The following is a 24,263-nucleotide window of genomic DNA, read 5'->3' as shown; positions in this document are numbered from 1 at the left end:
GCGGGAGTGCCGGCGGATGGGTCAGAACGGAGCGGCGTACGCTTGGTGCTGCACGCTGATCCAGTGGTCGGTGGTGAACTCGTCGATGATCCAGTCGCTGTTGAAGCGGCCGATGCCGCTGTTCTTCTCGCCGCCGAACATCGCCGACGCGTCGTCGTTCGGGCTGATGTCGTTGATGTGGGTCATGCCGGCCTCGATCCGCTGCGCGAAGCGCAGACCGCGCGCCGCGTCGCCGGTGAACACCGCGCTGGACAGGCCGAACTCGGTGGCGTTGGCCATGCGCAGCGCGTCCTCCTCGTCGGCGGCGCGGATCAGCGGCGCGATCGGGCAGAACTGCTCGGTCTGCGCCAGCGCCGAGTCGTTGGCGACATCGACGAACACCTGCGGCGGCAGCACCTGCCCGATCGGCGCGCCGCCCAGCACCTGGCGCTGCCCCTCGGCCTGCGCGGCGGCCAGGCGCTGGGTCGCCGCCTGCAGCTGGCGGGCGTTGATCAGCGGGCCGATCACCGTGTCCGCCAGATTGGGATCGCCCACCTTCAGCCCGCGCGCGCGCTCGACGAAGGCCTCCACGAAACGGTCGTACAGCGGCGCCTGCACGATGATGCGGTTGCTGCTCATGCAGATCTGGCCCTGGTGCAGGAAACGGCCGACGATCGCGCCGGTCACCGCCCGCTCCAGGTCGGCATCGTCCAGCACCACGCACGGCGCGTTGCCGCCCAGCTCCAGGCCGACGCGCTTGAGCCGCGGCCCGCTGACGGCGAGCTCGCCGATGCGCCGCCCGACCCGGGTGGAGCCGGTGAAGGAGATGAATTTCGGGATGGGATGCAGGGTGAAGGCATCCCCGATCTCGGCGACCTGGCCGACGACGACGTTGAACAGGCCCGGCGGCACCCCTGCCTCCTCGTAGATGCGCGCCAGCAGCAGGCCACCGGTCACCGGCGTGTCCTCGGCCGGCTTGAGCACGACGCCATTGCCCAGCGCCAGCGCCGGGGCGACGGAACGGCTGGACAGGTGCAGCGGCCAGTTCCACGGGCTGATCACGCCGACCACGCCGAGCGGGCTGCGGTACACGCGGCTTTCCTTGCCGGCGATGTCCACCGGCAGGATGCGGCCGGCCACGCGGCTGGGCATGGTCGCGGCGGCCAGCGCGTCGGCGCGCAGCGCGCCCCATTCCATCTCCGCCTTCAGCCGGGTGCTGCCGGATTCGGCGATCAACCAATCGACGATCTCGGCATGCCGGCGCTCGATGACCTCGGCGGCGCGCAGGAACACCGCGGCACGTTCGCGCGGCAGGGCGCGGGCCCAGTCGCGCTGCACCGCCGCGGCGGAACGGTAGGCCGCGTCCAGGTCGGCCCGCGACGCATTGGCGATCTCGGTCAGCAGCGACTGGTCGTAGGGATTGCGGTCCTGCAGCACGGTGCCGGCGCTGCCGGGGCGCCACTGGCCGGCGATGTACTGCCCGGTGAAGTCGTTCGGGTATCGGCTATCGCTCACGGTGGTTGTCCTTGGTGGAGGTGGGCACGCGTTCGGCATGCGCGGCGGTTGCGGCGCGGCCGGTTGTGGAAGGCGGCATGGCGGCTTCGGCGAGCGAACGGCTGGTCAGCCGCCTGCGCGCCCACGCCAGGCACTGCAGCGTGTCGGCGGTCGCTTGCCGCGGATCGCTGCAGGCCAGCAACCGGACCTGCGCAGCGCGCAAGCGGCGGTGCGCACGCAGTGCCGCCGCCGCATCGGGCGCACGCTCCAGGCGTGAGGCCAGGCGCGCGATGCGCCGCCGCAGCAGGCGGCGCCGTGCCGCCGGCGTGGCCGGCAGGATCAGCCAGTAGGTCGCGACCGCCAGCAGCACGCCGGCGACGATCGCCGCCGCCTGGTGCAGCGCCACCGCGGCCGGCACCGGCGGCGAGCCGGGCTGGGCCACGAGCAGGAAGGTCAGGGTCAGATCGATCGCCATCCTGGCCGTGCGCGGTCGCTGCATCAGCCAGGCGCCCAGCAGCAGGAACGGCGCGATGCACAGCAGCACCGGCAGCAGGCCCTCGGCATGCGGCAGCGCCAGCAGGCGCGCGCCGGCACCGAGGAGCGCGCCCGACAGCGAACCGAGCAGCACCTGCAGCAGCGCCTGGTTGCCCTGGTCGCTGCTGGAAAAAAGCGAGGCGAACAGCGCGGCGGTCATCGCCATCATCGCGCCCATCTGCCAGCCCGTGCCCCACCACAGCGCGGCGGCGATGGCCAGCGCGACCACCGGGCGCAAGGCCGCGCGCGACATCGCGGCGACATCGATGTCCCATGCCACGCCAGATGGAAGCGAGGCCGCGGGTCCGCGCAGCGCCTGTCGCAGTTCGTCGAGCGTCGCGGCCAGCGCCGGCTGTCCGGCCGATGCGGCGTGCGCGGCAAGCAGGACGAGCCGATCGTCGGCCTTGTGCGGCATCGCCGGCAGCTCGGAAACGGTGGCCGCTGGCGGCTGCAGCGTCAGCGCGATCAGCTCCAGCAACGGGCCGGCGATGCGCCGCACCCGCAGCGCGACGCGACGCCCGCTCAGCGAACCGGCCGCGTCGCTCTCGATGTCCCGATCGAGCGCCTGAATCTGCGCGATGGCGGCCACGGCCGGCGCCGGTGCGGCGCCGCGCAGCTGCGCCTCCACCCTGCACAGGCAACGCTGCAGAACCGCCTCCAGGCGCACCGCCACGTGCTCGCCGCGCGCCGCTGCTGCCCCATGCAGCGATACCAGGCTTACGCAGACGATCCCGAGCACGGTGCAGACCACGCGGTCCAGTGCCAGCCCCGCGTCGAACGCGCCATCGCCGAGGCCGAACAGCGCCACGATCGCCGCGGTATAGCCGGCCAGCACGAAACCGTAGTTGCGGAAATGGCGAAACAGGCTGCCGACGCCCGCGCACAGCGCCAGCCACACGGCGATCGCCGCAAGCAACAGGGCCGGAACGCCACCGAGCGTGTGCAGGATCAAGGCGCCGACGATGGCCCCAAGCGCCGTTCCGACGAACCGTGCCACGCCGCGTTCCAACAACAGCCCGCGGGTGGGCTGGGCGACCAGCCAGACCGTCATCGCCGCCCACCACGGATGCTGGATGCCCAGGCCCGCGGCGATCGCCAGCGCCAGCAACGCCGCAAGCGTCGTGCGCAACGCCCACGCCATCGGGCCATCCATGCCCAGGCCAGGTATCTGTCGCGAAACGAGCATCGGATTGGCCACGGGCCCTTCTTAACTGAACTAATTCGTGCAGTTATCCGCCCAGGAAAGGGTCACGTCAACATTTCTTTACGATGTCGTTCAGTTATCGGCTATGTTATCGGCGAAGACTGCACCGGCCGCCAAGCGCGCCACGGCCTTCTTCCCTTCCGGATATCGACGAGACCCGCTGCACGATGCGCAAGAAAACCGAAGTCCGCCGCCTGAGCTTCGCCAATGCCGCCGGCAAGCTGTTCATCGAACGCGGCTTCGGCGCGGTGACCATGGAGGCGATCGCGGCGGAAGCCGGCGCCTCCAAGGTCACGCTGTATGGCTACTTCGCGAGCAAGGACGCCTTGTTCGAAGCGTTCGTGGTGGAAGCCGGCCGCGGCGGTCTCGCCGCGCTCGAGGCGTCGAAACAGGACACCGATCTGCAGCAGAGCCTGCTGCATCTGGGCACGGCCTACCTGGAGCTGGTGATGCGCCCGGATGTCGTCGCGCTCAACCGGCTGATCATCGGCGAAGCCGGACGCCAGCCGCAGCTGAGCCGCATCTTCTACGAGAACGGCCCCAAGCAGACCCTGCTCACGATCTGCGACGTACTGGAAAGCCTGATGGAACGCGGCCTGCTGCGCCGCGCCGCGCCGCGGCAGACCGGCCTGTACTTCAAGTCGCTGTGCGAAGCGGGGATGCTGGAACGGCAGCTGTGGGGACTGGACCCGCCGCCCGATGCCGAGAGCCGCCAGGCCGCCGTGCTCAGCGCCATCGAGGCGTTCCTGCCTGCGTATCGTCCCGCATCGTCGTAACCGAAGTCCGCACCGCATCGGAGCAGCAAGACCCCACGTCTCTTCTCGCGACTGCGACGCGCAAGTACCGACGACTTCGCCGCATGTTCATCGGCCTGCGGCTAGCGTGTGCCTTTTATGGCGAAGGAATTCTGCGCATGCGCAAGGGCACCGCACTGGTGGTCGGGGTCACCGGTATCTCCGGCTACAACCTGGCGAACGTTCTCGTTGCCGAAGGCTGGACCGTCTATGGGCTGGCGCGCCGTCCGGTCGCGCAGGAAGGCGTGATTCCAGTCGCGGCCGATCTGCTCGACCGCGACGCGACCATCGCCGCGCTGCACGGGTTACCGATCACCCACGTGTTCTTCTGCACCTGGACGCGGCGCGACACCGAGCAGGAAAACGTCGCCGCCAACGGCGCGATGCTGCGCCACCTGTGCGAGGGCCTGGACAGCGCAGCGCTGCAGCACATGGCGCTGGTCACCGGCACCAAGCACTACCTGGGTTCGTTCGAGCACTACGGCAGCGGCAAGGCGGAGACGCCGTTCCGCGAGAGCGAGCCGCGCCAGCCCGGCGAGAATTTCTACTACACGCTGGAGGACCTGCTGTTCGACGCCGCCGCGCGCCATGGCTTCGGCTGGAGCGTGCACCGCTCGCACACCATGATCGGCCAGGCCAACGGCAGCAATGCGATGAACATGGGCGTGACCCTGGCGGTGTACGCGACGCTGTGCAAGCACAGCGGGCAACCGTTCGTGTTTCCCGGCTCGCGCGCGCAATGGGACAGCCTCACCGACCTCACCGACGCCGGCCTGCTCGGCCGCCAACTGGCCTGGGCCGCGACCAGTCCGGCCGCACGCGACCAGGCGTTCAACACGGTCAACGGCGACGTGTTCCGCTGGCGCTGGATGTGGGGCGAGATCGCCGCGTTCTTCGGCCTGGAGGCGGCACCGTATCCGGATGCGCCGATGCCGCTGCAACCGCGCCTGCAGCACACCGCACCGGCGCAGTGGCGCGAGATCGCCGAACGCCATGGGCTGGTACAGGCGGACGTGGACCAGTTGGCGTCGTGGTGGCACACCGATGCCGACCTCAGCCGTGAGATCGAGTGCGTCAACGACATGACCAAGAGCCGCGACCTGGGCTTCCTCGGCTATTACGACAGCCGCGCGTCGTTCCTGGAGCTGTTCGCGCGGCTGCGCGCGCAGCGGGTGATTCCCTGACGGTCGCAGCATCGGCGGGATAGCTGCCGCCGCTGTGAGAGCGGCGGTGCGGGATTGCCGAATTGATGGACGCTTGAGCGGTCTTCATGAGGTTGGTCACCCCCGTTGCGGGAGCGACTCCGCATGCCTCGGCCCGTCAGCCCATCGGTTCCGCGACCGGACAAACGCCGACTTCGCTCGTCGCGGCTGAAGCCGCTCCTACAGTGGCTTGCGGGCGACCGGCTGGGTGCACTGTGGGAGGGACTTCAGTCCCGACTGTTTCCGAAGCCGGAGGCTGGATGGCTCCGCCCGTCGCGGCTGAAGCCGCTCCTACAGTGGCTTGCGGCCGACTGGCTGGGTGCACTGTGGAAAGAACTCCAGTCCCGACTGTTTCCGAAGCCGGATAGCAGGATGGCTTCGTTTGTCGCGGCTGAAGCCGCTCCTACAGGAAGCTCGCGGGCGACTCGCCGGGTGCCCTGTAGGAGCGGCTTCAGCCGCGACCGATCGCCGAAACCGCCATGCTCTCGGGATGCATGGGTCGTGACCGCCGGGCCGCGCCCATGCCGGCGCGCCTTCCACGCCGGCATGCCTGCCGCTACACGTCGGCAGGCGCCAGTTCGCGCAGCTTGCCCTGGTGCAGTTCCAGCACACGGTCGAGCTTGCGCGCCAGGCTGCGGTCGTGGGTGACCAGGGCCAGGCTGGTGCCGTGCGCGCGGTTGAGGTCGAGCATCAGCGCGAACACGTTGGCCGCGGTCTTGTCGTCGAGGTTGCCGGTCGGTTCGTCGCCGAGCACGCAGGCCGGACGGTTGACCAGCGCGCGCGCCACCGCCGCGCGCTGCCGCTCGCCGCCGGACAGCTCGCCGGGCTTGTGCTCCAGGCGGTGACCCAGGCCCACCGATTCCAGCAGCGCACGTGCGCGCGCATCGGCGTCCTTGACCGCGGCGCCGCCCAGCAGCACCGGCATCATCACGTTCTCCAGCGCGGTGAATTCCGGCAGCAGGTGATGGAACTGGTAGACGAAGCCGAGCGAGCGGTTGCGCAGCTGGCCGCGCGCCGCGTCCGACAGCGCCGACATGCGCTGCCCGGCCACGTACACCTCGCCTGCGGTGGGTACGTCCAGGCCGCCGAGCAGGTGCAGCAGCGTGCTCTTGCCGGCGCCGGATGCGCCGACGATGGCCACGGTCTCGCCCGGCGCCACCGCCAGGTCCAGCCCGTCGAACACGGGCGTGCGCATCTTGCCCTCAGCGTAGGTCTTGCCCAGGCCTTCGGCACGGATCGCCGCCTGCGCTTGCTGTGGCTTGTGCATTGCCGATTCCCGATTCGCGATTCCCGACTCCCGGCCCTCATTCATAACGCAGCGCCTCCGCCGGTTGCGTGCGCGCGGCGCGCCAGGCCGGATACAGCGTGGCCAGGAAGCTCATCAGCAGCGCGACGATGGTGATCACCACCACGTCGTGCGGCTGCATGTCGGTGGGCAGGCCGGTGATGTAGTACACGTCCTCCGGCAGCAGCTTGATGTTGAACAGCGCCTCGATGCCGGCCAGGATCCGCTCCAGGTTCAAGGTCAGCAGGATGCCGCCGATCACCCCGGCGATGGTGCCGAACACGCCGATCAGCGTGCCCTGCACCATGAACACCTGCATCACCCCGCCCGGGCTCAGCCCCAGCGTGCGCAGGATGGCGATGTCGGCCTGCTTGTCGGTGACCAGCATCACCTGCGAGGACACCAGGTTGAACGCGCCCATCGCGATGATCAGCGACAGCAGGATGCCCATCACCGTCTTTTCCATCTTCAACGACTGGTACAGGTTGGCGTTCTCGCGGGTCCAGTCGCTGACCATGTACGGGCCGTGCAGGTTCAGCGCCAGGTCGCGCGCCACCTCCCAGGCCAGGTCCATGTTGTGCAGCTTCAGGCGCACGCCGGTGACGCCGTCGCCCATGCGCAGCACGCGCTGCATGTCGGGCATGCTGGTCACCGCCAGGCCGCGGTCGATCTCGTTGTAGCCGGCTTCGAAGATGCCGCTGACGGTGAAGCGCTTGTAGCGCGGCACCATGCCCATCGGGCTGGCCTGCGGTTCGCCGAGCATCACCACCACCTTGTCGCCGACGCCCACGCCCAGCCACAGCGCCAGTTCCTGGCCGAGCAGGATGTTGTAGGAGCCGGGGGTCAGGCTGTCGATCGAGCCCTGCTTCATCTTCTGCGCCAGCACCGAGACCTTGGCCTCTTCGCTGGGCAGGATGCCGCGCACGATCGCCGGCTGGTTGCGCTGCCCGGTGAGCAGCGCCTCCTCTTCCACATACGGCGCGGCGCCGGCCACGCGCGGATCGCGGGTCGCCACGTCCACCGCATGCTGCCAGTTCTCCATCGGCGCGCCTTGCGCGCTGACCGTGGCATGCGCTGCCATCTGCAGCAGGCGGTCACGGATCTCCTTCTGGAAACCGCTCATCACCGCCAGCGTGGTGATCAGCACGGTCACGCCCAGGGCGATGCCGAGGATCGAGGCCATCGAGATGAAGGAGATGAAGTTGTTGCGGCGCTTGGCGCGCAGATAGCGCAGGCCGATGGCCACGGGTAAGGGTTTGAACATGCGCAGCCACCATCCAGGGAGCGCTATGGTGCCATCTGCGGCGGCGCAGACGAAGCGGCACGGGCCTGAGCGGCCAGACGCAGTTCACGTCGTGCCGCCGGCGGCAGCGTGTCCGGCCACCAGGCCAGGCGCCCGACCCGGCCATCCGCGTCGCGCCAGCGCACGAAGGCCAGCGGCCCGCGCCAGTCCACCTGCAGCGCCGCCAACGGCTGGCCGTCGAGGCTTGCCGCGGCGCTGCCCTGCGGCGGGATCAGCAGCGCGCGCGGCGCGCGCCGGGCTTCGCGCCGCAGCAGCAGTACCGCATACAGCGCGGCCAGCGCCGCCGCCGGCCAGGCGCAACTGCGCGGCATGTCAGAACCCAGGATCGACAGCGGCGCCAGCACGCTCAGCAGCGCCAGCGCCGCCAGCAGCCAGCGCGAGGGACGCCACTCAAGCCGGCATGGCGCGGATGGTGGCGATGAGATCGGCGGCGCGTGCATCGGGACAAGCCTCGTAGCCCATGAACCAGCGCCACAACTTATCGTCCTCGCAGTCGAGCAGGTATAGGAAAACCCCGCGCTCGGCTTCGGACACCTGCGCCCAGCGCCGGTCCAGGTAGCGCCCGAACAGCTGGTCCAGTTCGCGCATGCCGCGCCGGCAGCGCCAGCGCAGCTTCTTCAGTTCGGTGGCTTCGTCCATCATCGCATCGCACCCTTGCCTGGTGGACGGACGCCTTGCCTGGCGACCGTCGAAAACGCGCGCGGCACCGAACCCGAGAGCCGGTGCCGCGCAGTGGACGGGCGTGCCCGTCGTGGTGAAGCGCTAGCCGATCAGGCGCGGCGCGCCATCATCAGCTTCTTGATCTCGGCGATCGCCAGCGCCGGGTTCAGCCCCTTCGGGCAGGTCCGCGCGCAGTTCATGATGGTGTGGCAGCGGTACAGCTTGAACGGATCTTCCAGATCGTCCAGGCGCGCACCGGTGTCCTCGTCGCGCGAGTCGATGATCCAGCGGTAGGCCTGCAGCAGGATCGCCGGGCCCAGGTAGCGCTCGCCGTTCCACCAGTAGCTCGGGCAGCTGGTCGAGCAGCACGCGCACAGGATGCATTCGTACAGGCCGTCGAGCTTCTTGCGGTCTTCCGGCGACTGCAGCCGCTCGCGGTCCGGCGGCGGCGGGGTCTGGGTGCGGATCCACGGCTTGATCGACGCGTACTGCGCGTAGAAATGGGTCAGGTCCGGCACCAGATCCTTGATCACGCTCATGTGCGGCAGCGGATAGATCGGCACTTCGGCCTTGTCGCAGTCGGCGATCGCCTTGGTGCAGGCCAGCGTGTTGGTGCCGTCGATGTTCATCGCGCACGACCCGCAGATGCCCTCGCGGCAGGAACGGCGGAAGGTCAGGGTCGGATCGATCTCGTTCTTGATCTTGATCAGCGCGTCCAGGACCATCGGGCCGCACGCGTCCAGATCCACCTCGTAGGTGTCGGTGCGCGGGTTGCTGTCGTCGTCCGGATTCCAACGGTAGACCTTGAAGGTACGAGCATTCTTCGCGCCGGTGGCGGGAAAGTGCTTGCCCTTGCCGATCTTGGAATTCTTGGGGAGGGTGAACTCTGCCATGGCTTTTAAAATCCGGGATTGGGGATTAGGGATTGGGGATAGGTTGAGAGCAGGAAACGAAGTGCTTCGAATCCCGAATCACCAATCCCCAATCCCGGCTTTGGTCAGTAGACGCGCGGTTTCGGCGGCACCACGTCGACGTCCTTGCTGAGCGTGTACATGTGCACCGGGCGGTAGTCGAAGCTGCACCGGCCCTTGTCGTCGACGGTGACCAGGGTGTGCTTCTGCCAGTTGACGTCGTCGCGGTCCGGGAAATCCTCGTGCGCATGCGCGCCGCGGCTTTCCTTGCGTTGCTCGGCCGAGTTGATCGTCGCCACCGCGTTGAGCAGCAGGTTGTTCAGCTCGTAGGTCTCGATCAGGTCCGAATTCCACACCAGCGAGCGGTCGGAGACCTTCACGTCCTCGAACGTGGCGTAGATCTCGGCCATCTTGTCGACGCCTTCCTTCAGCGTCTTGCTGGTGCGGAACACCGCCGCGTCGGACTGCATGGTGCGCTGCATCTTGTCGCGGATCACCGAGGTCGGCGTGCCGCCATTGGAATTGCGCAGCTTGTCGAGCAGGCCCAGCGCCTTGTCGCAGGAATCGCTGGCCAGGGTCTTGTGCGGCGCGCCGGTCTTGATCGTCTCGGCGCAGCGGTTGGCCACCGCACGCCCGAACACCACCAGGTCCAGCAGCGAGTTGGAGCCCAGGCGGTTGGCGCCGTGCACCGACACGCAGGCCGCCTCGCCGATCGCGTACAGGCCGGGCACCACCGCATCGGGGTTGTCGCCGTCCTTGCGCACCACTTCGCCGTGGTAGTTGGTCGGGATGCCGCCCATGTTGTAGTGCACGGTCGGGATCACCGGGATCGGCTGCTTGGCCACATCGACGCCGGCGAAGATGTGCGCGCTCTCGGCGATGCCGGGCAGCTTCTCGTTGATCACTTCCGGGCCGAGGTGGGTCAGGTCGAGCAGGATGTGGTCCTTGTGCTCGCCGACGCCGCGGCCTTCGCGGATCTCAATGGTCATCGAACGCGACACCACGTCGCGCGAGGCCAGATCCTTGTAGTGCGGCGCGTAGCGCTCCATGAAGCGCTCGCCATTGCTGTTGCGCAGGATGCCGCCTTCGCCGCGCACGCCCTCGGTGATCAGGCAGCCGGCGCCGTAGATGCCGGTGGGGTGGAACTGCACGAACTCCATGTCCTGCATCGGCAGGCCGGCGCGCATCACCAGGCCGCCGCCGTCGCCGGTGCAGGTATGCGCGGAGGTGGCGCTGAAGTAGGCGCGGCCGTAGCCGCCGGTGGCCAGCACCACGCCGTGGGCGCGGAACAGGTGTAACGAGCCTTCGGCCATGTCCAGCGCGAGCACGCCGCGGCACACGCCTTCCTCGTCGAAGATCAGGTCCAGCGCGAAGTACTCGATCATGAAGCGCGCGTTGTGCGCCAGCGACTGCTGGTACAGCGTGTGCAGCATGGCGTGGCCGGTACGGTCGGCGGCGGCGCAGGTGCGCTGCGCGGACGGGCCTTCGCCGTACTTGGTGGTCATGCCGCCGAACGGACGCTGGTAGATCTTGCCGTCCTCGGTGCGGCTGAACGGCACGCCGTAGTGCTCCAGCTCGATGATCGCCGGGATCGCCTCGCGGCACATGTACTCGATCGCGTCCTGGTCGCCCAGCCAGTCCGAGCCCTTGATGGTGTCGTAGAAGTGGTAGCGCCAGTCGTCCTCGCCCATGTTGCCGAGCGCGGCGGAGATGCCGCCCTGCGCGGCCACGGTGTGCGAACGGGTCGGGAAGACCTTGGTCAGGCAGACCGTCTGCAGGCCCTTGGCGGCCAGGCCGAAGGTGGCGCGCAGGCCGGCGCCGCCGGCGCCGACCACGACCATGTCGTACTTGTGTTCGGTGATCTTGTAAGCGGACATCTAGTTTGAATTCCTGTTCCGGGCGCCGATCAGGCGCTGCCCAGCGCGATGCGGGCGACCGCGAATACACCGACGATCGCACCGAGCACGGCGACGAACTTCACCGTGGTCTGCAGCGCCAGGGCCAGCAGCGAGTTGTGCACATAGTCTTCGAGGATCACCTGCAGGCCGATCTGCGCATGCCAGAACATCGCGACCAGGAAGCCGACCAGCAGCACCGCGTTCCACGGCTTGGCCACCGCCTCGGTGGCGGTGACGTAGTCGGCGCCGAGCAGGCTCAGCACGAACACCAGGAACCAGATGGTGAGGCCGACCAGCGCGGTGGCGGTGAGTCGCTGCAGCACGAAGTGCTCGGTGCCGGACTTGGCGGCTCCCAGGCCGCGCACGTTCTTCAACGGGGTGCGGTATCGGCTCATGCGGCGGCTCCGGTCAGCACGTAGGCCCAGATCAGCGCGACGATCACCAGGCTGCCGATCACCGACAGCCAGCTGTTGCGCACGAAGGCGGGGATGCTGAAGCCGTGGCCGAAGTCCTGCACGATGTGGCGCAGGCCGTTGCACAGGTGGTAGGCGAAGGCCCAGCTCCAGGCGAACAGGAACAGCTGGCCGTACCAGGCGCCGGCCATGCCGCGGAAGCAGTTCCAGGAGGCCGGGCCGAGCATCAGCACCAACAGCGCGGCCGCAATGATCAGGGCACCGACCGACAGGATGATGCCAGTGGCTCGATGCAGGATCGAGGTCACCATCTGGATCTGCCAGCGATAGACCTGCAGGTGGGGGGAAAGAGGACGTTCGCGGGTCGCCATTCGCTGGGCTCGTTGTCTCGGCTGGGCGGCGTGCTTAAGGCCGCGTTGGCTCAAAGCTGCTCAAAAATCGATGCAGCGTCCGTTTTTCTCCCAGTCGCCGTAGCGCGTCGGCTCGAGGCCGCCGCGACCGCCGATTTCCCGCGGCGCAGGCGTCGCTTCCGGAGTGTTCTCCTCGGCGGGTCGCTGCGTTTCGGGATCGGGCTCGGGTGTGGGGGTTGGTTGGCCTATCATGCGGGTCTCACAACAGCGTAATTTTAGTCCTCCCCCTCGTGCCTGACAACCTGAATCTCACTTCCGCCGGTTTTTCCGCGCTCCCAGACCTGCAATACGTGGCGTTGAGCGGCGCGGATGCAGTCGCTTTCGCCCAGGCGCAGTTCGCCAACGACGTGCAGGCGCTGTGCAACGGCCACTGGCAATGGAACGCCTGGCTGAGCGCCAAGGGCCGGGTGATCGCGCTGTTCGCGCTGCTGCGCCGCGCCGACGACGCCCTGCTGGTGCTGCTGCCGGACGGCGGCGCGGCGGACCTGGCCACGGCGCTGAACCGTTTCGTGTTCCGGCGCAAGGTGCGCATCGCCGCGCACGACGACCTGCACGCCTACGCGCGCCTGGCGGCGCCCGCGCATGCGCAAGGCGCAGTGCTGGCCGAGCGTGGCGACGGGGCGATCGAACTGGACATGGGCGGCGACGGACTGCCGCGCACCCTGCTGCTGGTGCCGGCCGCGCAAGCCACGCAGGACGTGGCTGACCCCAGCTTCGCCGCCGCCTGGCGCCAGGCCGATCTGCGCCTGGGCCTGGCCCGGCTCGATCCCGGCCAGCGCGAGCAATGGACCCCGCAACAGCTGGCGCTGGACCGGCTGCACGCGTTCAGCGTGAAGAAGGGCTGCTATCCGGGCCAGGAGATCGTCGCCCGCACCCATTTCCTGGGCAAGGCCAAGCGCGCGCTGCAGTTGTTGGACGTGGACGGCACGGCCGAGGTCGGCGCGCAGGTGCTGCGCGACGCACAGCCGCTGGGCAGCGTGGTCAGCGTCGCCGGCACGCTGGCGCTGGCGGTGCTGCCGCTGGAGGAGGCGCCGCCGACCGGCTTGTCCATCGGCGCGCACCCGGCGCACTGGCAGCCGCTGCGCGACGGTCTGGCACGCTGAGCGAGCCTCGCAGCCCGCCGTCCTGCCCTCCTCTGCAGCGCGCTGCGTCGGCGCGGCGGCGCGCTGCCAGAACTCGCCGCCGCCGGCCGGCGCGATGCCTCAGGCCGGCGACAGGCGCTCGCCACTCTCCGGATCGAAGAAGTGCAGCGCCTCGCCGCGCACCGCCACGCGCAGGGGCTCGCCCAGGCCGGGCAGCGCGCGCGGCGCCACCCGCATCACCAGCGGCTGGCTGCCGTAGCTGAGGTTGACGAAGATCTCGTTGCCGACCGGCTCGATCACCTCGACCGTGGCCTCGAACCCACCCTGCCCGTCCTCGCTGGGCTGCAGGTGCTCGGGGCGCACGCCGATCGCGATCGGCCGGCCCAGCCATTGCGGCGCGACATGCGCGCCGTGCAGCGGCACGCGGCTGCCGTCGGCCAGCTGCAGCTGCTGCAGGCCGCCCTCTTCGAGCAGTTGGCCCTGCAGCACGTTCATCGCCGGACTGCCGAGGAACCCGGCCACGAACAGGTTGGCCGGGCGGTCGTACAGCGCCATCGGCGTATCGATCTGCTGGATCCGCCCGTCCTTGAGCACCACGATGCGCTGGCCCAGGGTCATCGCCTCGACCTGGTCGTGGGTCACATAGATCATCGTGGTGCCGAGCTTGCGGTGCAGCTGCGCGATCTCGGTGCGCACCGAGTGGCGCAGCTTGGCGTCCAGGTTCGACAGCGGCTCGTCGAGCAGGAACACCGCCGGCTCGCGCACCAGCGCGCGGCCCAGCGCCACGCGCTGGCGCTGGCCGCCGGACATCGCGCGCGGCAGCTTGTCCAGCATCGGGGTCAGGCCCAGGGTGTCGGCGGCGGCGGCGACGCGGCGCGCGATGACGTCCTTGGTCTCGCCGCGCAGCTTCAGCCCGAACGCCAGGTTCTCGGCCACGGTCATGTGCGGGTACAGCGCGTAGCTCTGGAACACCATCGCGATGTCGCGGTCCTTCGGCGCCACGTCGTTGACCACGCGCTCGCCGATGCGCAGCTCGCCGCCGCTGATCTCCTCCAGGCCCGCGATCATGCGCAGCAGGGTGGATTTGCCGCAGCCCGAGGGCCCGACCAGCACCATCAGTTCGCCGTCGGCCACTTCGAAGCTGGCCCCGTGCACGGCGACCTGGCCGTTGTCGTAGACCTTGCGGATGTTGTCCAGTTGTACTTTCGCCATGGTGCGGTATCCGGTTTCCGGCAGAAGGGACGGGCTGCCGCCGGTCCCTCCCGAAGGCAGTGCATACGAATGCGGTTCGCATCGTGCCAGCGACACAGGCAACAATGGGATCGCAATGCGGTATTCTGCCATGTAACCGTTTTCACGGGGCAACATCGACGCCTGGGAGGGCTTGCGATGCGAACCGCCAGCCGCCGCCGTCCGGGCGTGCGCCGAGCGCCGGCTCTGATGCTTGAGGCATTAGACAGGTATGCTCAGAGGTCTGGCAGTCGTATTCATCTCCCGGATCGTGCGGTCCCGCCTGGCGGTCGTCATCGCTATGCCCCCGCGCGAGCTGCAGGACGGATACAGGCCGCTTCCGCCGCTTGCTTACCAACGCCACGTCACTACTAGCCCCCAGGTGATCGACGAAATGTCACCCGAAACCGAAAACCGGTCGATGCACGATACGTTCCTGCTGTTTGGCGCCACCGGCGATCTGGCCCAGCGCTACCTGTTCCCGTCGCTGCTGCGCATGCTCGACGACGGCTTCCTGCCGGAAGACTTCCGCATCCGCGCGCTGGCGCTGTCGCCGCACGACACCGCCAAGTTCCACGAGATCCTCAAGCCGCGGCTGCAGGCGGCGATGCCGCAGGTCAGCGAGGCGGTGATCCAGTCGCTGCTGGATCGCACCGACTACCGCTCGGTGGACCTGCGCAATGCCGAGTCGGTGGCCGACGCGGTGCGCGAGCTGGCCTCGCGCAAGTGCGTCAGCTATCTGGCGATCCCGCCGGGGCTGTACATCAGCACCTGCCAGGGCCTGGCCCTGGGCGGGGCGCTGGCCGCGCCGAACCGGCTGATGCTGGAGAAGCCGATCGGCCACGACTCGGCCAGCGCGCGCGAGATCCTGCAGGCGATCGGCGCGCTGATCGACGAGGACCGCGTGTTCCGCCTGGACCACTACCTGGGCAAGGCGGCGGTGCAGAACCTGATCGCGCTGCGCTTCGGCAACACGCTGCTGGAGGCGGTGTGGAACCGCAACTACATCGAGTCGGTGGAGATCCTGGTCGCCGAGAGCGAGGGCGTGGACGGCCGCGACGCCTACTACGCGCGTTCCGGCGCGCTGCGCGACATGGTCCAGAGCCATATCCTGCAGCTGCTGTGCCTGGTGGCGATGGAGCCGCCGGCCTCGCTGGAGGCGGACCGCATCCGCGACGAGAAGGTCAAGGTGCTGCGTGCGCTGCGTCCGCTGCAGGCCGCGCACGCCGCGCGCGACAGCGTGCGCGGGCGCTACACCGCCGGCACTATCAACGGCCAGCAGGCGCAGGCCTACCAGCCGCCGGAAGGCAGCGACGTGGAGACCTTCGTCGGCGTCACCGCCTACATCGACAACTGGCGCTGGGCCGGGGTGCCGTTCCGGCTGTGCACCGGCAAGCGCCTGGCCGAACGCACCACGCGCATCGTGGTCACGCTCAAGCCGGTCACCCATTGGCTGTTCGAGCGCCCGGACGCGAAGCACGTGGCGCCGAACCGGCTGACCTTCCAGCTGCAGCCGCAGGAGAACATCGAACTGGGCCTGATGAGCAGCCTGGCCGGTCCGGAATGGGGCGCGCTGGAACTGCAGCCGCTGGAACTGGAACTGTCGGTGCCGACCGGCCTGCATCGCCGCATCGCCTACGAGCGGCTGATGCTGGACGCGCTCAACGGCAACCACGCGCTGTTCGTGCGCGACGACGAAGTGCGCGCGGCCTGGGCCTGGATCGACAGCGTCAGCGACGCCTGGGCGCAGGCGCAACTGCCGCTGCTGCCCTACCCGGCCGGCAGCTGGGGGCCGCAGGAGGCCGAACGCTACGTCTCCGCCGACGACGCCAGCGCCGTGCAGCGGGACGCGTCATGAGCGCGCCGCTGCGGCCGGTGCTGGTCGCCGACATCGGCGGCACCAACGCGCGCTTCGCGCTCGCCGACCTCGACGCGTCCACGCCGTTGCTCGACGACAGCACCCAGACCTATGCGGTGGTGGAGTTCCCGTCGCTGGGCGACGCGGCGCGCCACTACCTGCAGCAGACCGGCGTGGACGCGCGCAGCGGCGTGTTCGCCGTGGCCGGGCGGGTGGACGGCGACGAGGCGCGGATCACCAACCACCCGTGGGTGATCTCGCGCTCGCGCACCTGCGCCATGCTCGGCTTCGACGAACTGCACCTGATCAACGACTTCGCCGCGCAGGCGATGGCGATCAGCCTGCTGCAGCCGCAGGACGTGGTCCAGGTCGGCGGTGCGGCGTGGCAGCCGGCGCCGGTCGCCACGCCGCGCAACTACGCGGTGATCGGCCCCGGCACCGGCCTGGGCGTCGGCGGCCTGCTGACCCGCGGCGGCCGTTGCATCCCGCTGGAGACCGAGGGCGGCCACGTCAGTTTCCCGCCGGGCACGCCCGAGGAGATCCGCATCCTGGAGCTGCTGTCGCAGCAGTTCGGCCGCGTCTCCAACGAACGCCTGATCTGCGGCCCCGGCCTGGTCAACATCCATCGCGCGCTCAGCGAGATCGCCGGCGACAATCCCGGTCCGCTGCAGCCGGAGGACATCACCGCTCGCGCCGCGCAGGGCGACTACCGCGCGATGCGCACCATCGACGTGTTCTGCGCGGTGTTCGGCGCCATCGCCGGCGACCTGGTGCTGGTGCAGGGTGCCTGGGACGGCGTATTCCTGACCGGCGGCCTGGTGCCGAAGATGCTCGACGCGCTGCAGCACTCCGGCTTCCGCCAGCGCTTCGAGCACAAGGGCCGCTTTTCGTCGATCATGGCGCGGGTACCGTCGCTGGCGGTGATCCACCCCCGTCCCGGCCTGCTCGGCGCCGCCGCTTACGCGGTCGATGCCGAGCGGCAATCCCCAGGAGTCGTTACATGAGCCCCACGTTGTCCGATCGCATCACCCTGATCCGCTACGACGATCCCGACGAATGGATCGACGCGGCGGCGGCAGAGATCGGCGACGCGCTGCGCGCGGACATCGAGCTGCGCGGCAACGCGCGGCTGCTGCTGTCCGGCGGCACCACCCCGGCGCCGGTGTACCAGGCGCTGGCGGAATTGCCGCTGGACTGGACCAAGCTGGAAGTGGGCCTGGTCGACGAGCGCTGGCTGTCGCCGCAGGACAGCGACAGCAATGCCTACCTGGTCCGGCAGAGCTTCCTGGAACGTGCCGAAGGCGCGCGCTTCGAGCCGCTGGTGCGGGTCGGCAAGCCGCTGCAGGATTGCGTGCACGCCGCCAACCTGCATGCGCAGCATGCGCCGGCCGCGTGCATGGCGGTGCTCGGCATGGGCGGCGACGGCCACACCGCGTCGCTGTTCCCCGGCGCCACCGACCTGAACAAGGCGCTGGCCAATCCCCTGCCCTACGCCGCGCTCGACGCCACCGGCTGCCCCGGCGCCAACACCTGGCCGCTGCGCATCACCCTGACCCCGGCCGGGTTGGCGCCGATCGGCCAGCGCATGCTGTTGCTGCGCGGCAAGCAGAAGCTCGACGTGCTCGAGCGCGCGCTGGCCGGCAGCGATCCGCACGAATTCCCGATCCGCGTCGCCTTCGACACGCCTGGTGCGCGCTTGCGCGTGCATTGGTGTGAGTGAGGCCGGGATTGGGGAGTCGGGATTGGGGATTCGGAACAGCCGCGCGCTGCCGCCTTCCCGGTTTGTTCGAGTTCCCCGTTCCGTCATGCGGTCACTCCCCCACACTTCATAGCCACTTCTGCCAATGAGCCTGCATCCGAAAATCCACGCGATCACCGAGCGCATCCGCTCGCGCAGTGCGCCGTCGCGGCGCGCCTACCTGGCCGGCATCGATGCCGCATTGCGCGACGGCCCGTTCCGCAGCCGCCTGAGCTGCGGCAACCTGGCGCACGGCTTCGCCGCCTGCGGCCCGACCGACAAGAGCCGGCTGGAAGGCGGGATCACCCCGAACCTGGGCATCGTCACCGCCTACAACGACATGCTGTCGGCGCACCAGCCGTTCGAGCACTACCCGGAGATCATCCGCAGCACCGCGCGTGCGCTGGGCGCCACGGCGCAGGTCGCCGGCGGCGTGCCGGCGATGTGCGACGGCGTGACCCAGGGCCGTCCCGGCATGGAGCTGTCGCTGTTCTCGCGCGACGTGATCGCCCAGGCCACCGCGATCGGCCTCAGCCACGACATGTTCGACACCACCCTCTACCTGGGCGTGTGCGACAAGATCGTGCCCGGCCTGCTGATCGGTGCGCTGGCGTTCGGCCACCTGCCGGCGGTGTTCGTCCCGGCCGGGCCGATGACCCCGGGCATTCCCAACAAGCAGAAGGCCGAGGTGCGCGAGCGCTACGCCGCCGGCCAGGCCACCCGCGAGGAACTGCTGGCCGCCGAATCGGCGTCCTACCACGCGCCCGGCACCTGCACCTTCTACGGCACCGCCAATTCCAACCAGGTGTTGCTGGAAGCGATGGGCGTGCAGTTGCCCGGCGCCTCGTTCGTCAATCCGGGCACGCCGCTGCGCGACGCGCTGACCCAGCAGGCCACCGAGCGCGCGCTGCGCATCACCGCGCTGGGCAGCGATTTCCGCCCGCTCGGCCGGCTGATCGACGAACGCGCGATCGTCAACGCCGCGGTCGCGCTGATGTCCACCGGCGGCTCCACCAACCACACCATCCACTGGCTGGCGGTGGCGCGCGCGGCCGGCATCGTGCTGACCTGGGACGACCTGGACGAACTGTCGCAGATCGTGCCGCTGCTGACCCGCGTGTATCCCAACGGCGAGGCCGACGTGAACCATTTAGCCGCGGCCGGCGGCGTGGGGTTCGTGTTCCGCGAGCTGATGGACGCGGGGCTGATGCACGACGACCTGGCCACCATCGTGCCCGGCGGCATGCGTGCCTACGGCGACGAGCCGTGCGTGCAGAACGGCGCGCTGGCCTACGTGCCGAGCCCGGCCAAGAGCGCCGACGAAAGCGTGGTGCGCCCGGCCTCCAATCCGTTCGAAGCGCAGGGCGGATTGCGCCTGCTGCGCGGCAATCTCGGCCGCTCGCTGATCAAGCTGTCGGCGGTGAAGCCGGAATTCCGCACCATCGAGGCGCCGGCGGTGGTCATCGACGCGCCGCAGGCCTTGAACAAGCTGCATGCCGCCGGGGTGCTGCCGCACGACTTCGTGGTGGTGCTGCGCTACCAGGGCCCGCGCGCGAACGGCATGCCGGAACTGCATTCGCTGGCGCCGCTGCTGGGCCTGCTGCAGAACCAGGGCCGGCGCGTGGCGCTGGTCACCGACGGGCGCCTGTCCGGCGCCTCGGGCAAGTTCCCGGCGGCGATCCACGTGACGCCGGAAGCGGCGCGCGGCGGCCCGATCGCGCGCGTGCGCGAAGGCGACATCGTGCGCCTGGACGGCGAAGCCGGCACCCTGGAAGTGCTGGTGGATGCCGCCGAATGGGCGGCGCGTGCGCTGGCGCCGAACACCGCGCCGGCTGCGCACGACCTCGGCCGCAACCTGTTCGCGATCAACCGCCGCGTGGTCGGTCCCGCCGACCAGGGCGCGATGTCGATCTCCTGCGGCCCGCCGGCCGCCGACGGCGACGACTGGAACTACGACGCCGAGTACGACCTGGGCCGCAGCAGCGAGGCCGCCGACGCGCCGCACGAGGCGAAGGACGCGTAAGCCTTGCGGCCCGACCGGCGCCACCGGCGCCACGCCCCCCCCGCGTCGGCCGCCTGCGGCCGATGCACTCCCGCCATCTTCGCGACTACGAGATTGCCATGACGATTGCCGAACACCAGAACACCGCCGAACAGCTCCTGCGCGCCGCCGGCATCCTGCCGGTGGTGACCGTACACAGCCTGGACGAGGCGCGCCGCGTCTCCGCCGCGCTGCTCGAAGGCGGCCTGCCCGCGATCGAGCTGACCCTGCGCACGCCGGTGGCGATGGACGCGCTGGCGATGCTCAAGCGCGAACTGCCGGACATCAAGATCGGCGCCGGCACGGTGCTCACCGAAACCCAGCTGCAGCAGGCGATCGACGCCGGCGCCGATTTCATCGTCACCCCGGGCACGCCGCCGGCGCTGGCCGACGCGCTGGCGCGGGCGCCGCTGCCGGTGGTACCGGGCGCGGCCACCCCGACCGAACTGTTGGCGCTGATGGCGCGCGGCTTCCGCGTCTGCAAGCTGTTCCCGGCCACCGCGGTCGGCGGCCTGGCGATGCTCAAGGGCCTGGCCGGTCCGCTGGCGGACCTGAAGCTGTGCCCCACCGGCGGCATCGGCGAAAGCACCGCGGCCGAGTACCTGGCGCAGCCGAACGTGGTCTGCATCGGCGGCTCGTGGATGGTGCCGAAGGACTGGCTGGCCAACGGCGAGTGGGACAAGGTGCGCGAGAGCGCGGCGAAGGCGGCGGCCATTGTCCGCGGGATTCGGGATTAGGGATTCGGGATTCGCTAAAGCCCGGCTCCCCGCGATCGGGAAACAAAAAAAGCGCCGGCATGCCGGCGCTTTTTTTGCTTTTGCTTTTGCTGTTACGACTCCCGAATCCCGACTCCCGAATCCCGGCCTCACCGCACCTCGATCTGCACATCCGCCGGCAAAGAACGGATCCGCAGCTCGCCATTTTCCCACTGCGCCGGCTCGCCATTGACCAGGGTGCGCCCGGGCTCGCCCGGATACGGCCACGGCAGCACCAGGCCGCCGCTGGGCACGCGCAGGCCGCCGCCGATGCCCAGGGTCAGGCGGTTCTTCTGCCGGCGCAGCTGGTAGCTCAATTCGCCCTGCGGGGTGCGCAGGTCCTGGATCGCGATGCCCTTGCCGTCGAACCAGGCCGCCGGCACGCCGGCCGCCAGCACCAGGCTGTCGTCGATGTCGCGCGCGTAGGCGAACATGTCCAGCGTCGAGCGCACGAAGTCCGACGCCACCCAGGCATGCGGCAGGTCGCCGACGAAGAACGGCTTGCGCGGCGTGCGCGAGACCACTTCGGCCCACTGGTTCCACGGCTGCGGCGCGCGGTCCTTGAAGAAGAACTGGGTCGCGTCCCAGGCCCGCTCGCGCCAGCCCAGGCGCACGAACGCGGCGACGTTGCGCCATTCGTACGGGGTGTAATCCTTCCACTCGCGCTTGCCGTCGCGGCGGCTGGCGAACTCGCCCCAATAGCGCTCGAAGGTGTTGCCCAGCAGCTGCGGCGGCAGCCGGCCCTGCTCCCCGCCCGGCGCCAGCGCGATGGTCGTGGAGGTCGGATCGAAATCGCCCAGCTCGGCCGAACCGGGCAGGAAATCGATGTGGTGCTGCTGCGTGGCGGTCTGCAGCGAGGCGTACAGGTCCTGGCGGAATTCGTCGCGCGCGGCGGCGAAGCGTGCCGCATCGTCGACGCGGCCGAGCTCGGCGGCGATCTCCACCGTGTCCTTGTAGCCGCGCAGCGCCCAGAAGTTGTCCCAGTACGAATGCATCGGCTTGGCCGAATAGCCTTCGTGGCTGATCGACACCGGCATCATCCCGTAGAACGCCGGATTGCGCGCCCGGTTCTCCTCGGTGCGCTCGCTGAGCCGCAGCTGTTCCATGTACTCGTACGCGGCCAGCACGTGCGGCCACATCTTTTCCAGGAACGCGCGGTCGCCGCTGTAGCGGTAGTAGTCGGCGACGCCGAAGATCAGTTCGCCATGGCTGTCGTTCTCCGGCACCGGATCGCTGCCGCGGTCGTCCACGCAGCACGGCACCATGCCGTTGGCGAACTGGTACGGCGCGTACCACTCCAGGTACTCGCGCGCCACGTCGGCGCGGCCCAGGCGCAGCAGGCCTTCGGAAATCATCGCGCCGTCGCGGATCCAGCTGCGCGAATACGAGCGTGTGCCCGGCTGCAGGCGTGGCCCGATCCGCGAGATCAGCATGTGCGCCAGCGCGGTGCGCAAGGTGTCGGCCAGCGCCTTGCCCTCGGCCGGGACGCTCAGCTGCACCCGGTCCAGTTTCTCGCGCCACTGCTCGGCCACCAGCTGTTGCGCACGCGCCGCATCGAACCCGGACGGCAGCGCCTGCGCGCCGGTCTGCGGGATCAGCAAGGCCACTTCGCGCACTTCGCCCGGGGCCAGGCGCCCGCGGTACAGCAGCGCGCCCGAGGCCAGGCCGTCGGCGTCGGACGCCTGCTGCGGCAGCGCGGCGCTGTCGGCGGCCAGGCGCTCGATGTCGATGCCGGCGTCGAACGCCGTGGCGTAGGCCGCGTCGGGCTTCTGCACCGCGAACACGCGCGGCTCGCCGTTGACCTGCACCTGGCCGCCGTCGAACGCCAGCAGATGGATCGGGCTGACCCCGCCGACGGTGTTGAGGAACTGGCTGGGCGGGTTCACCTGGAACGGCCGCACCGCCAGCGCCAGGGTGTAGTCGTGCGGCTTCTTGCTCGGGTTGCTGAGCCGGTAGCGCGCCACCAGCTGCGCCTGCTCCGGCGTGCCCTGCACGAAGGCGGTGATGCGCAGGCCGGCGTTGTCGTGGCTCCAGTCCACGCTGGGGATCGGCAGGTAGTCGTCCTGCAGGCTCTGCGCGGTCTTCACGTCGGCCCAGCTCAGGCGCTTGCCGTCCAGCAGCAGGAACGGCTCGATGCTGAAGCCGCCCTTGCCCACTTCGATCGCGCCGTCCTCGCCGACCAGGCCCTGCTCGCGGCCGCCGTCCAGGCCGACGATGGTCCAGTACGGCTGCTCGCCGCTGAAGCCGCGCGGGAACCAGCCGCGGGTGGAATCGGCCGCCACCGACTTGACGAAGTCGTTCGGGGTCGCGGCGAAGGCCAGCGGCTGCAGCGCGATATCGGCGATGCCGTAGCGGAAGCTGGGGCCGTCCTCCAGGTCGATGCGCACGTAGCGCGCCTCGGTTTCGGGCATCGGCAACCAGTCGGTGCTGCCGTTGCCGGCGGTGACGGTGCGCAGCTCGCGCCAGCTGCGGCCGTCGGCCGAGCCCTGCAGCTTGTAGCGCGAGGCATACACGCCCGGCGCCCATTGCACCTTGGCGCCGCCGAACTCGCGCACCTTGCCCAGGTCGAGCATGATGGTCTGGGTCTTGGCGTTGCCGCTGTACCACACCGTGTCGGGCTTGCCGTCGGCGATGCGCTGCTCCAGCGCCGGCGCGGTGTCGGCGCTGACCTTCACCGTCAGCGGCGAGGTGTCCTGCGGCGGCAGCGGCGTCAGGGTCAGCTGGTCGAAGCACACCGTGCCCTTGCCGCCGACCTGGTTGTAGATGGTGAACTCGACCTGCGCGCTGTGCTTGAGTTCCTTGTCCGGACTCGGTCCCCAGGCCTTGTCGATCTGCCGCTTCTTGAAGCTGACCGTGCTCCACTGCTTGGGGAAGTCGTAGCGCGGCCGGTTGACCCACCACACGTTGTCGCCGCTGGCGTCGACCAGCTTGAACTGCAGGTCGTTGCTCGGCGAATCGCCGCGCAGCTGGAATGCGAGCTGGTAGTTGTCCGGATAGTCGATCGGGATCGCGCGGCGGATCCCGGCGTAGCCGGAAACGCCGTTGAAGTCGTAGTCCAGGCAGATCGCCTTGGCGCGGCCGCCGCTGGCGGCCTGCACCAGCCGGGTCGAGGCGGTGACCTGGTTGGAGACGACGATCTGCCAGTTGTCGAGATTGTTGAAGCTGTCCAGCGCTACCGGCGCGGTCGGCGCCGCGGCAAAGGCCTGCGCCGCCGCCAGGCCCAGGATGGCCATCGTCCACCGTCTGCTCGTCATCGCCGCTCCCGTCATGAACCTCGTCCCCGTTGTGTCGTTGGCTTTTTTGCAGGAGGGGCTTCAGCCCCGACGCATGACCGGTAAGGCGTCGGGGCTGAAGCCCCTCCTACAGGTGCGCGTCCACCATGACCTGCGAGTCGCACGCCCAGCACCAGTGCATACGCCATGCCGTCCCTGGCGAAGCATACCGGCTTCGGACAACCCGGCCTGACCATCGC

General features: G+C 69.5%; 21 protein-coding genes. 8 read left to right on the top strand and 13 right to left on the bottom strand.

Annotation, left to right across the window (positions count from 1 at the left end; translation table 11 throughout):
- Window positions 1-21 precede the first annotated feature (21 nt).
- Window positions 22-1,494 carry an aldehyde dehydrogenase family protein gene (locus HDC36_RS02125; RefSeq protein ID WP_343204310.1) on the bottom strand — a complete coding sequence of 491 codons (1,473 nt, stop codon included), beginning with the start codon at window positions 1,492-1,494 and terminating at the stop codon, window positions 22-24.
- Complete coding sequence (locus tag HDC36_RS02120; protein WP_179564030.1) at window positions 1,484-3,148, bottom strand: FUSC family protein; 1,665 nt, start codon at window positions 3,146-3,148, stop codon at window positions 1,484-1,486. The genes HDC36_RS02125 and HDC36_RS02120 overlap by 11 nt, the downstream gene beginning before the upstream one ends.
- Window positions 3,149-3,378: 230 nt before the next feature.
- On the opposite strand from HDC36_RS02120, the gene HDC36_RS02115 reads away from it, so the two are divergent.
- Both HDC36_RS02115 and HDC36_RS02110 read left to right on the top strand, forming a co-directional pair.
- Entirely contained in the window at window positions 3,379-3,987 is a 609-nt protein-coding gene (locus HDC36_RS02115; RefSeq protein ID WP_179564029.1) for a TetR/AcrR family transcriptional regulator, read from the top strand.
- A 137-nt stretch (window positions 3,988-4,124) separates the two neighbouring features.
- Window positions 4,125-5,189: an SDR family oxidoreductase gene (locus tag HDC36_RS02110; protein WP_179564028.1), complete on the top strand. Its 1,065-nt coding sequence runs from the start codon at window positions 4,125-4,127 to the stop codon at window positions 5,187-5,189.
- Window positions 5,190-5,763: 574 nt separating this feature from the next.
- On the opposite strand, the gene lolD is transcribed toward HDC36_RS02110, so the two are convergent.
- The 9 genes from lolD to HDC36_RS02065 all read right to left on the bottom strand — a co-directional run bounded on the left by lolD (window position 5,764) and on the right by HDC36_RS02065 (window position 12,279).
- Complete coding sequence (gene lolD / locus HDC36_RS02105) at window positions 5,764-6,474, bottom strand: lipoprotein-releasing ABC transporter ATP-binding protein LolD (RefSeq protein WP_255432568.1); 711 nt, start codon at window positions 6,472-6,474, stop codon at window positions 5,764-5,766.
- Window positions 6,475-6,511: 37 nt separating this feature from the next.
- Window positions 6,512-7,756, bottom strand: coding sequence for a lipoprotein-releasing ABC transporter permease subunit (locus HDC36_RS02100; protein WP_179564026.1), 1,245 nt, complete (start codon window positions 7,754-7,756; stop codon window positions 6,512-6,514).
- Window positions 7,757-7,779: 23 nt separating this feature from the next.
- The gene (locus tag HDC36_RS02095) at window positions 7,780-8,235 is read right to left on the bottom strand and encodes a hypothetical protein (protein WP_179564025.1); all 456 of its coding nucleotides are present in this window, start codon (window positions 8,233-8,235) and stop codon (window positions 7,780-7,782) included.
- Window positions 8,186-8,434, bottom strand: coding sequence for a succinate dehydrogenase assembly factor 2 (locus tag HDC36_RS02090; RefSeq protein ID WP_179564024.1), 249 nt, complete (start codon window positions 8,432-8,434; stop codon window positions 8,186-8,188). Before HDC36_RS02090 ends, HDC36_RS02095 begins: the two co-directional genes overlap by 50 nt.
- A gap of 131 nt (window positions 8,435-8,565) precedes the next feature.
- Window positions 8,566-9,348, bottom strand: a complete 783-nt coding sequence (locus HDC36_RS02085; protein ID WP_179564023.1) for a succinate dehydrogenase iron-sulfur subunit — start codon at window positions 9,346-9,348, stop codon at window positions 8,566-8,568.
- Window positions 9,349-9,452: 104 nt separating this feature from the next.
- A complete protein-coding gene (sdhA, locus tag HDC36_RS02080) occupies window positions 9,453-11,243 on the bottom strand; it encodes a succinate dehydrogenase flavoprotein subunit (RefSeq protein WP_179564021.1) in 1,791 nt (596 codons plus the stop codon).
- Between the two features lie 29 nt (window positions 11,244-11,272).
- The gene (gene sdhD, locus HDC36_RS02075; protein WP_179564020.1) at window positions 11,273-11,659 is read right to left on the bottom strand and encodes a succinate dehydrogenase, hydrophobic membrane anchor protein; all 387 of its coding nucleotides are present in this window, start codon (window positions 11,657-11,659) and stop codon (window positions 11,273-11,275) included.
- On the bottom strand, window positions 11,656-12,048 hold the full coding sequence (gene sdhC / locus HDC36_RS02070; RefSeq protein ID WP_179564018.1) for a succinate dehydrogenase, cytochrome b556 subunit: 393 nt from the start codon (window positions 12,046-12,048) through the stop codon (window positions 11,656-11,658). The genes sdhD and sdhC overlap by 4 nt, the downstream gene beginning before the upstream one ends.
- 60 nt (window positions 12,049-12,108) lie before the next feature.
- Entirely contained in the window at window positions 12,109-12,279 is a 171-nt protein-coding gene (locus HDC36_RS02065) for a DUF1674 domain-containing protein (protein ID WP_179564016.1), read from the bottom strand.
- Between the two features lie 38 nt (window positions 12,280-12,317).
- On the opposite strand from HDC36_RS02065, the gene HDC36_RS02060 reads away from it, so the two are divergent.
- Window positions 12,318-13,190 (top strand): folate-binding protein YgfZ, encoded by an 873-nt coding sequence (locus HDC36_RS02060; protein WP_179564014.1) that lies wholly within the window; start codon window positions 12,318-12,320, stop codon window positions 13,188-13,190.
- Window positions 13,191-13,289: 99 nt separating this feature from the next.
- Here the strand turns inward: HDC36_RS02060 and ugpC are convergent, their stop codons facing one another.
- Complete coding sequence (gene ugpC, locus HDC36_RS02055; RefSeq protein WP_179564012.1) at window positions 13,290-14,381, bottom strand: sn-glycerol-3-phosphate ABC transporter ATP-binding protein UgpC; 1,092 nt, start codon at window positions 14,379-14,381, stop codon at window positions 13,290-13,292.
- 412 nt (window positions 14,382-14,793) lie between these two features.
- Here ugpC and zwf point away from each other — a divergent pair, with 412 nt between their 5' ends.
- From zwf to HDC36_RS02030, 5 genes are all read left to right on the top strand, one after another.
- A complete protein-coding gene (gene zwf / locus HDC36_RS02050) occupies window positions 14,794-16,257 on the top strand; it encodes a glucose-6-phosphate dehydrogenase (RefSeq protein ID WP_225209771.1) in 1,464 nt (487 codons plus the stop codon).
- Window positions 16,254-17,261 (top strand): glucokinase, encoded by a 1,008-nt coding sequence (glk, locus tag HDC36_RS02045; RefSeq protein WP_179564008.1) that lies wholly within the window; start codon window positions 16,254-16,256, stop codon window positions 17,259-17,261. The genes zwf and glk overlap by 4 nt, the downstream gene beginning before the upstream one ends.
- On the top strand, window positions 17,258-17,977 hold the full coding sequence (locus tag HDC36_RS02040; RefSeq protein ID WP_179564006.1) for a 6-phosphogluconolactonase: 720 nt from the start codon (window positions 17,258-17,260) through the stop codon (window positions 17,975-17,977). Before glk ends, HDC36_RS02040 begins: the two co-directional genes overlap by 4 nt.
- Before the next feature lie 124 nt (window positions 17,978-18,101).
- Complete coding sequence (edd, locus tag HDC36_RS02035) at window positions 18,102-20,018, top strand: phosphogluconate dehydratase (protein WP_179564004.1); 1,917 nt, start codon at window positions 18,102-18,104, stop codon at window positions 20,016-20,018.
- 98 nt (window positions 20,019-20,116) lie between these two features.
- Window positions 20,117-20,773, top strand: coding sequence for a bifunctional 4-hydroxy-2-oxoglutarate aldolase/2-dehydro-3-deoxy-phosphogluconate aldolase (locus HDC36_RS02030; protein WP_179564002.1), 657 nt, complete (start codon window positions 20,117-20,119; stop codon window positions 20,771-20,773).
- Between the two features lie 128 nt (window positions 20,774-20,901).
- On the opposite strand, the gene HDC36_RS02025 is transcribed toward HDC36_RS02030, so the two are convergent.
- Complete coding sequence (locus HDC36_RS02025; protein ID WP_255432567.1) at window positions 20,902-24,045, bottom strand: discoidin domain-containing protein; 3,144 nt, start codon at window positions 24,043-24,045, stop codon at window positions 20,902-20,904.
- Window positions 24,046-24,263 lie beyond the last annotated feature (218 nt).

It is taken from the genome of Xanthomonas sp. JAI131, assembly GCF_013410075.1.
Classification (GTDB): Bacteria; Pseudomonadota; Gammaproteobacteria; order Xanthomonadales; family Xanthomonadaceae; genus Xanthomonas_A; species Xanthomonas_A bonasiae.
The sequence above is the reverse complement of the archived record's forward strand: the minus strand, read 5'-3'. Positions and strand labels throughout refer to the sequence as shown.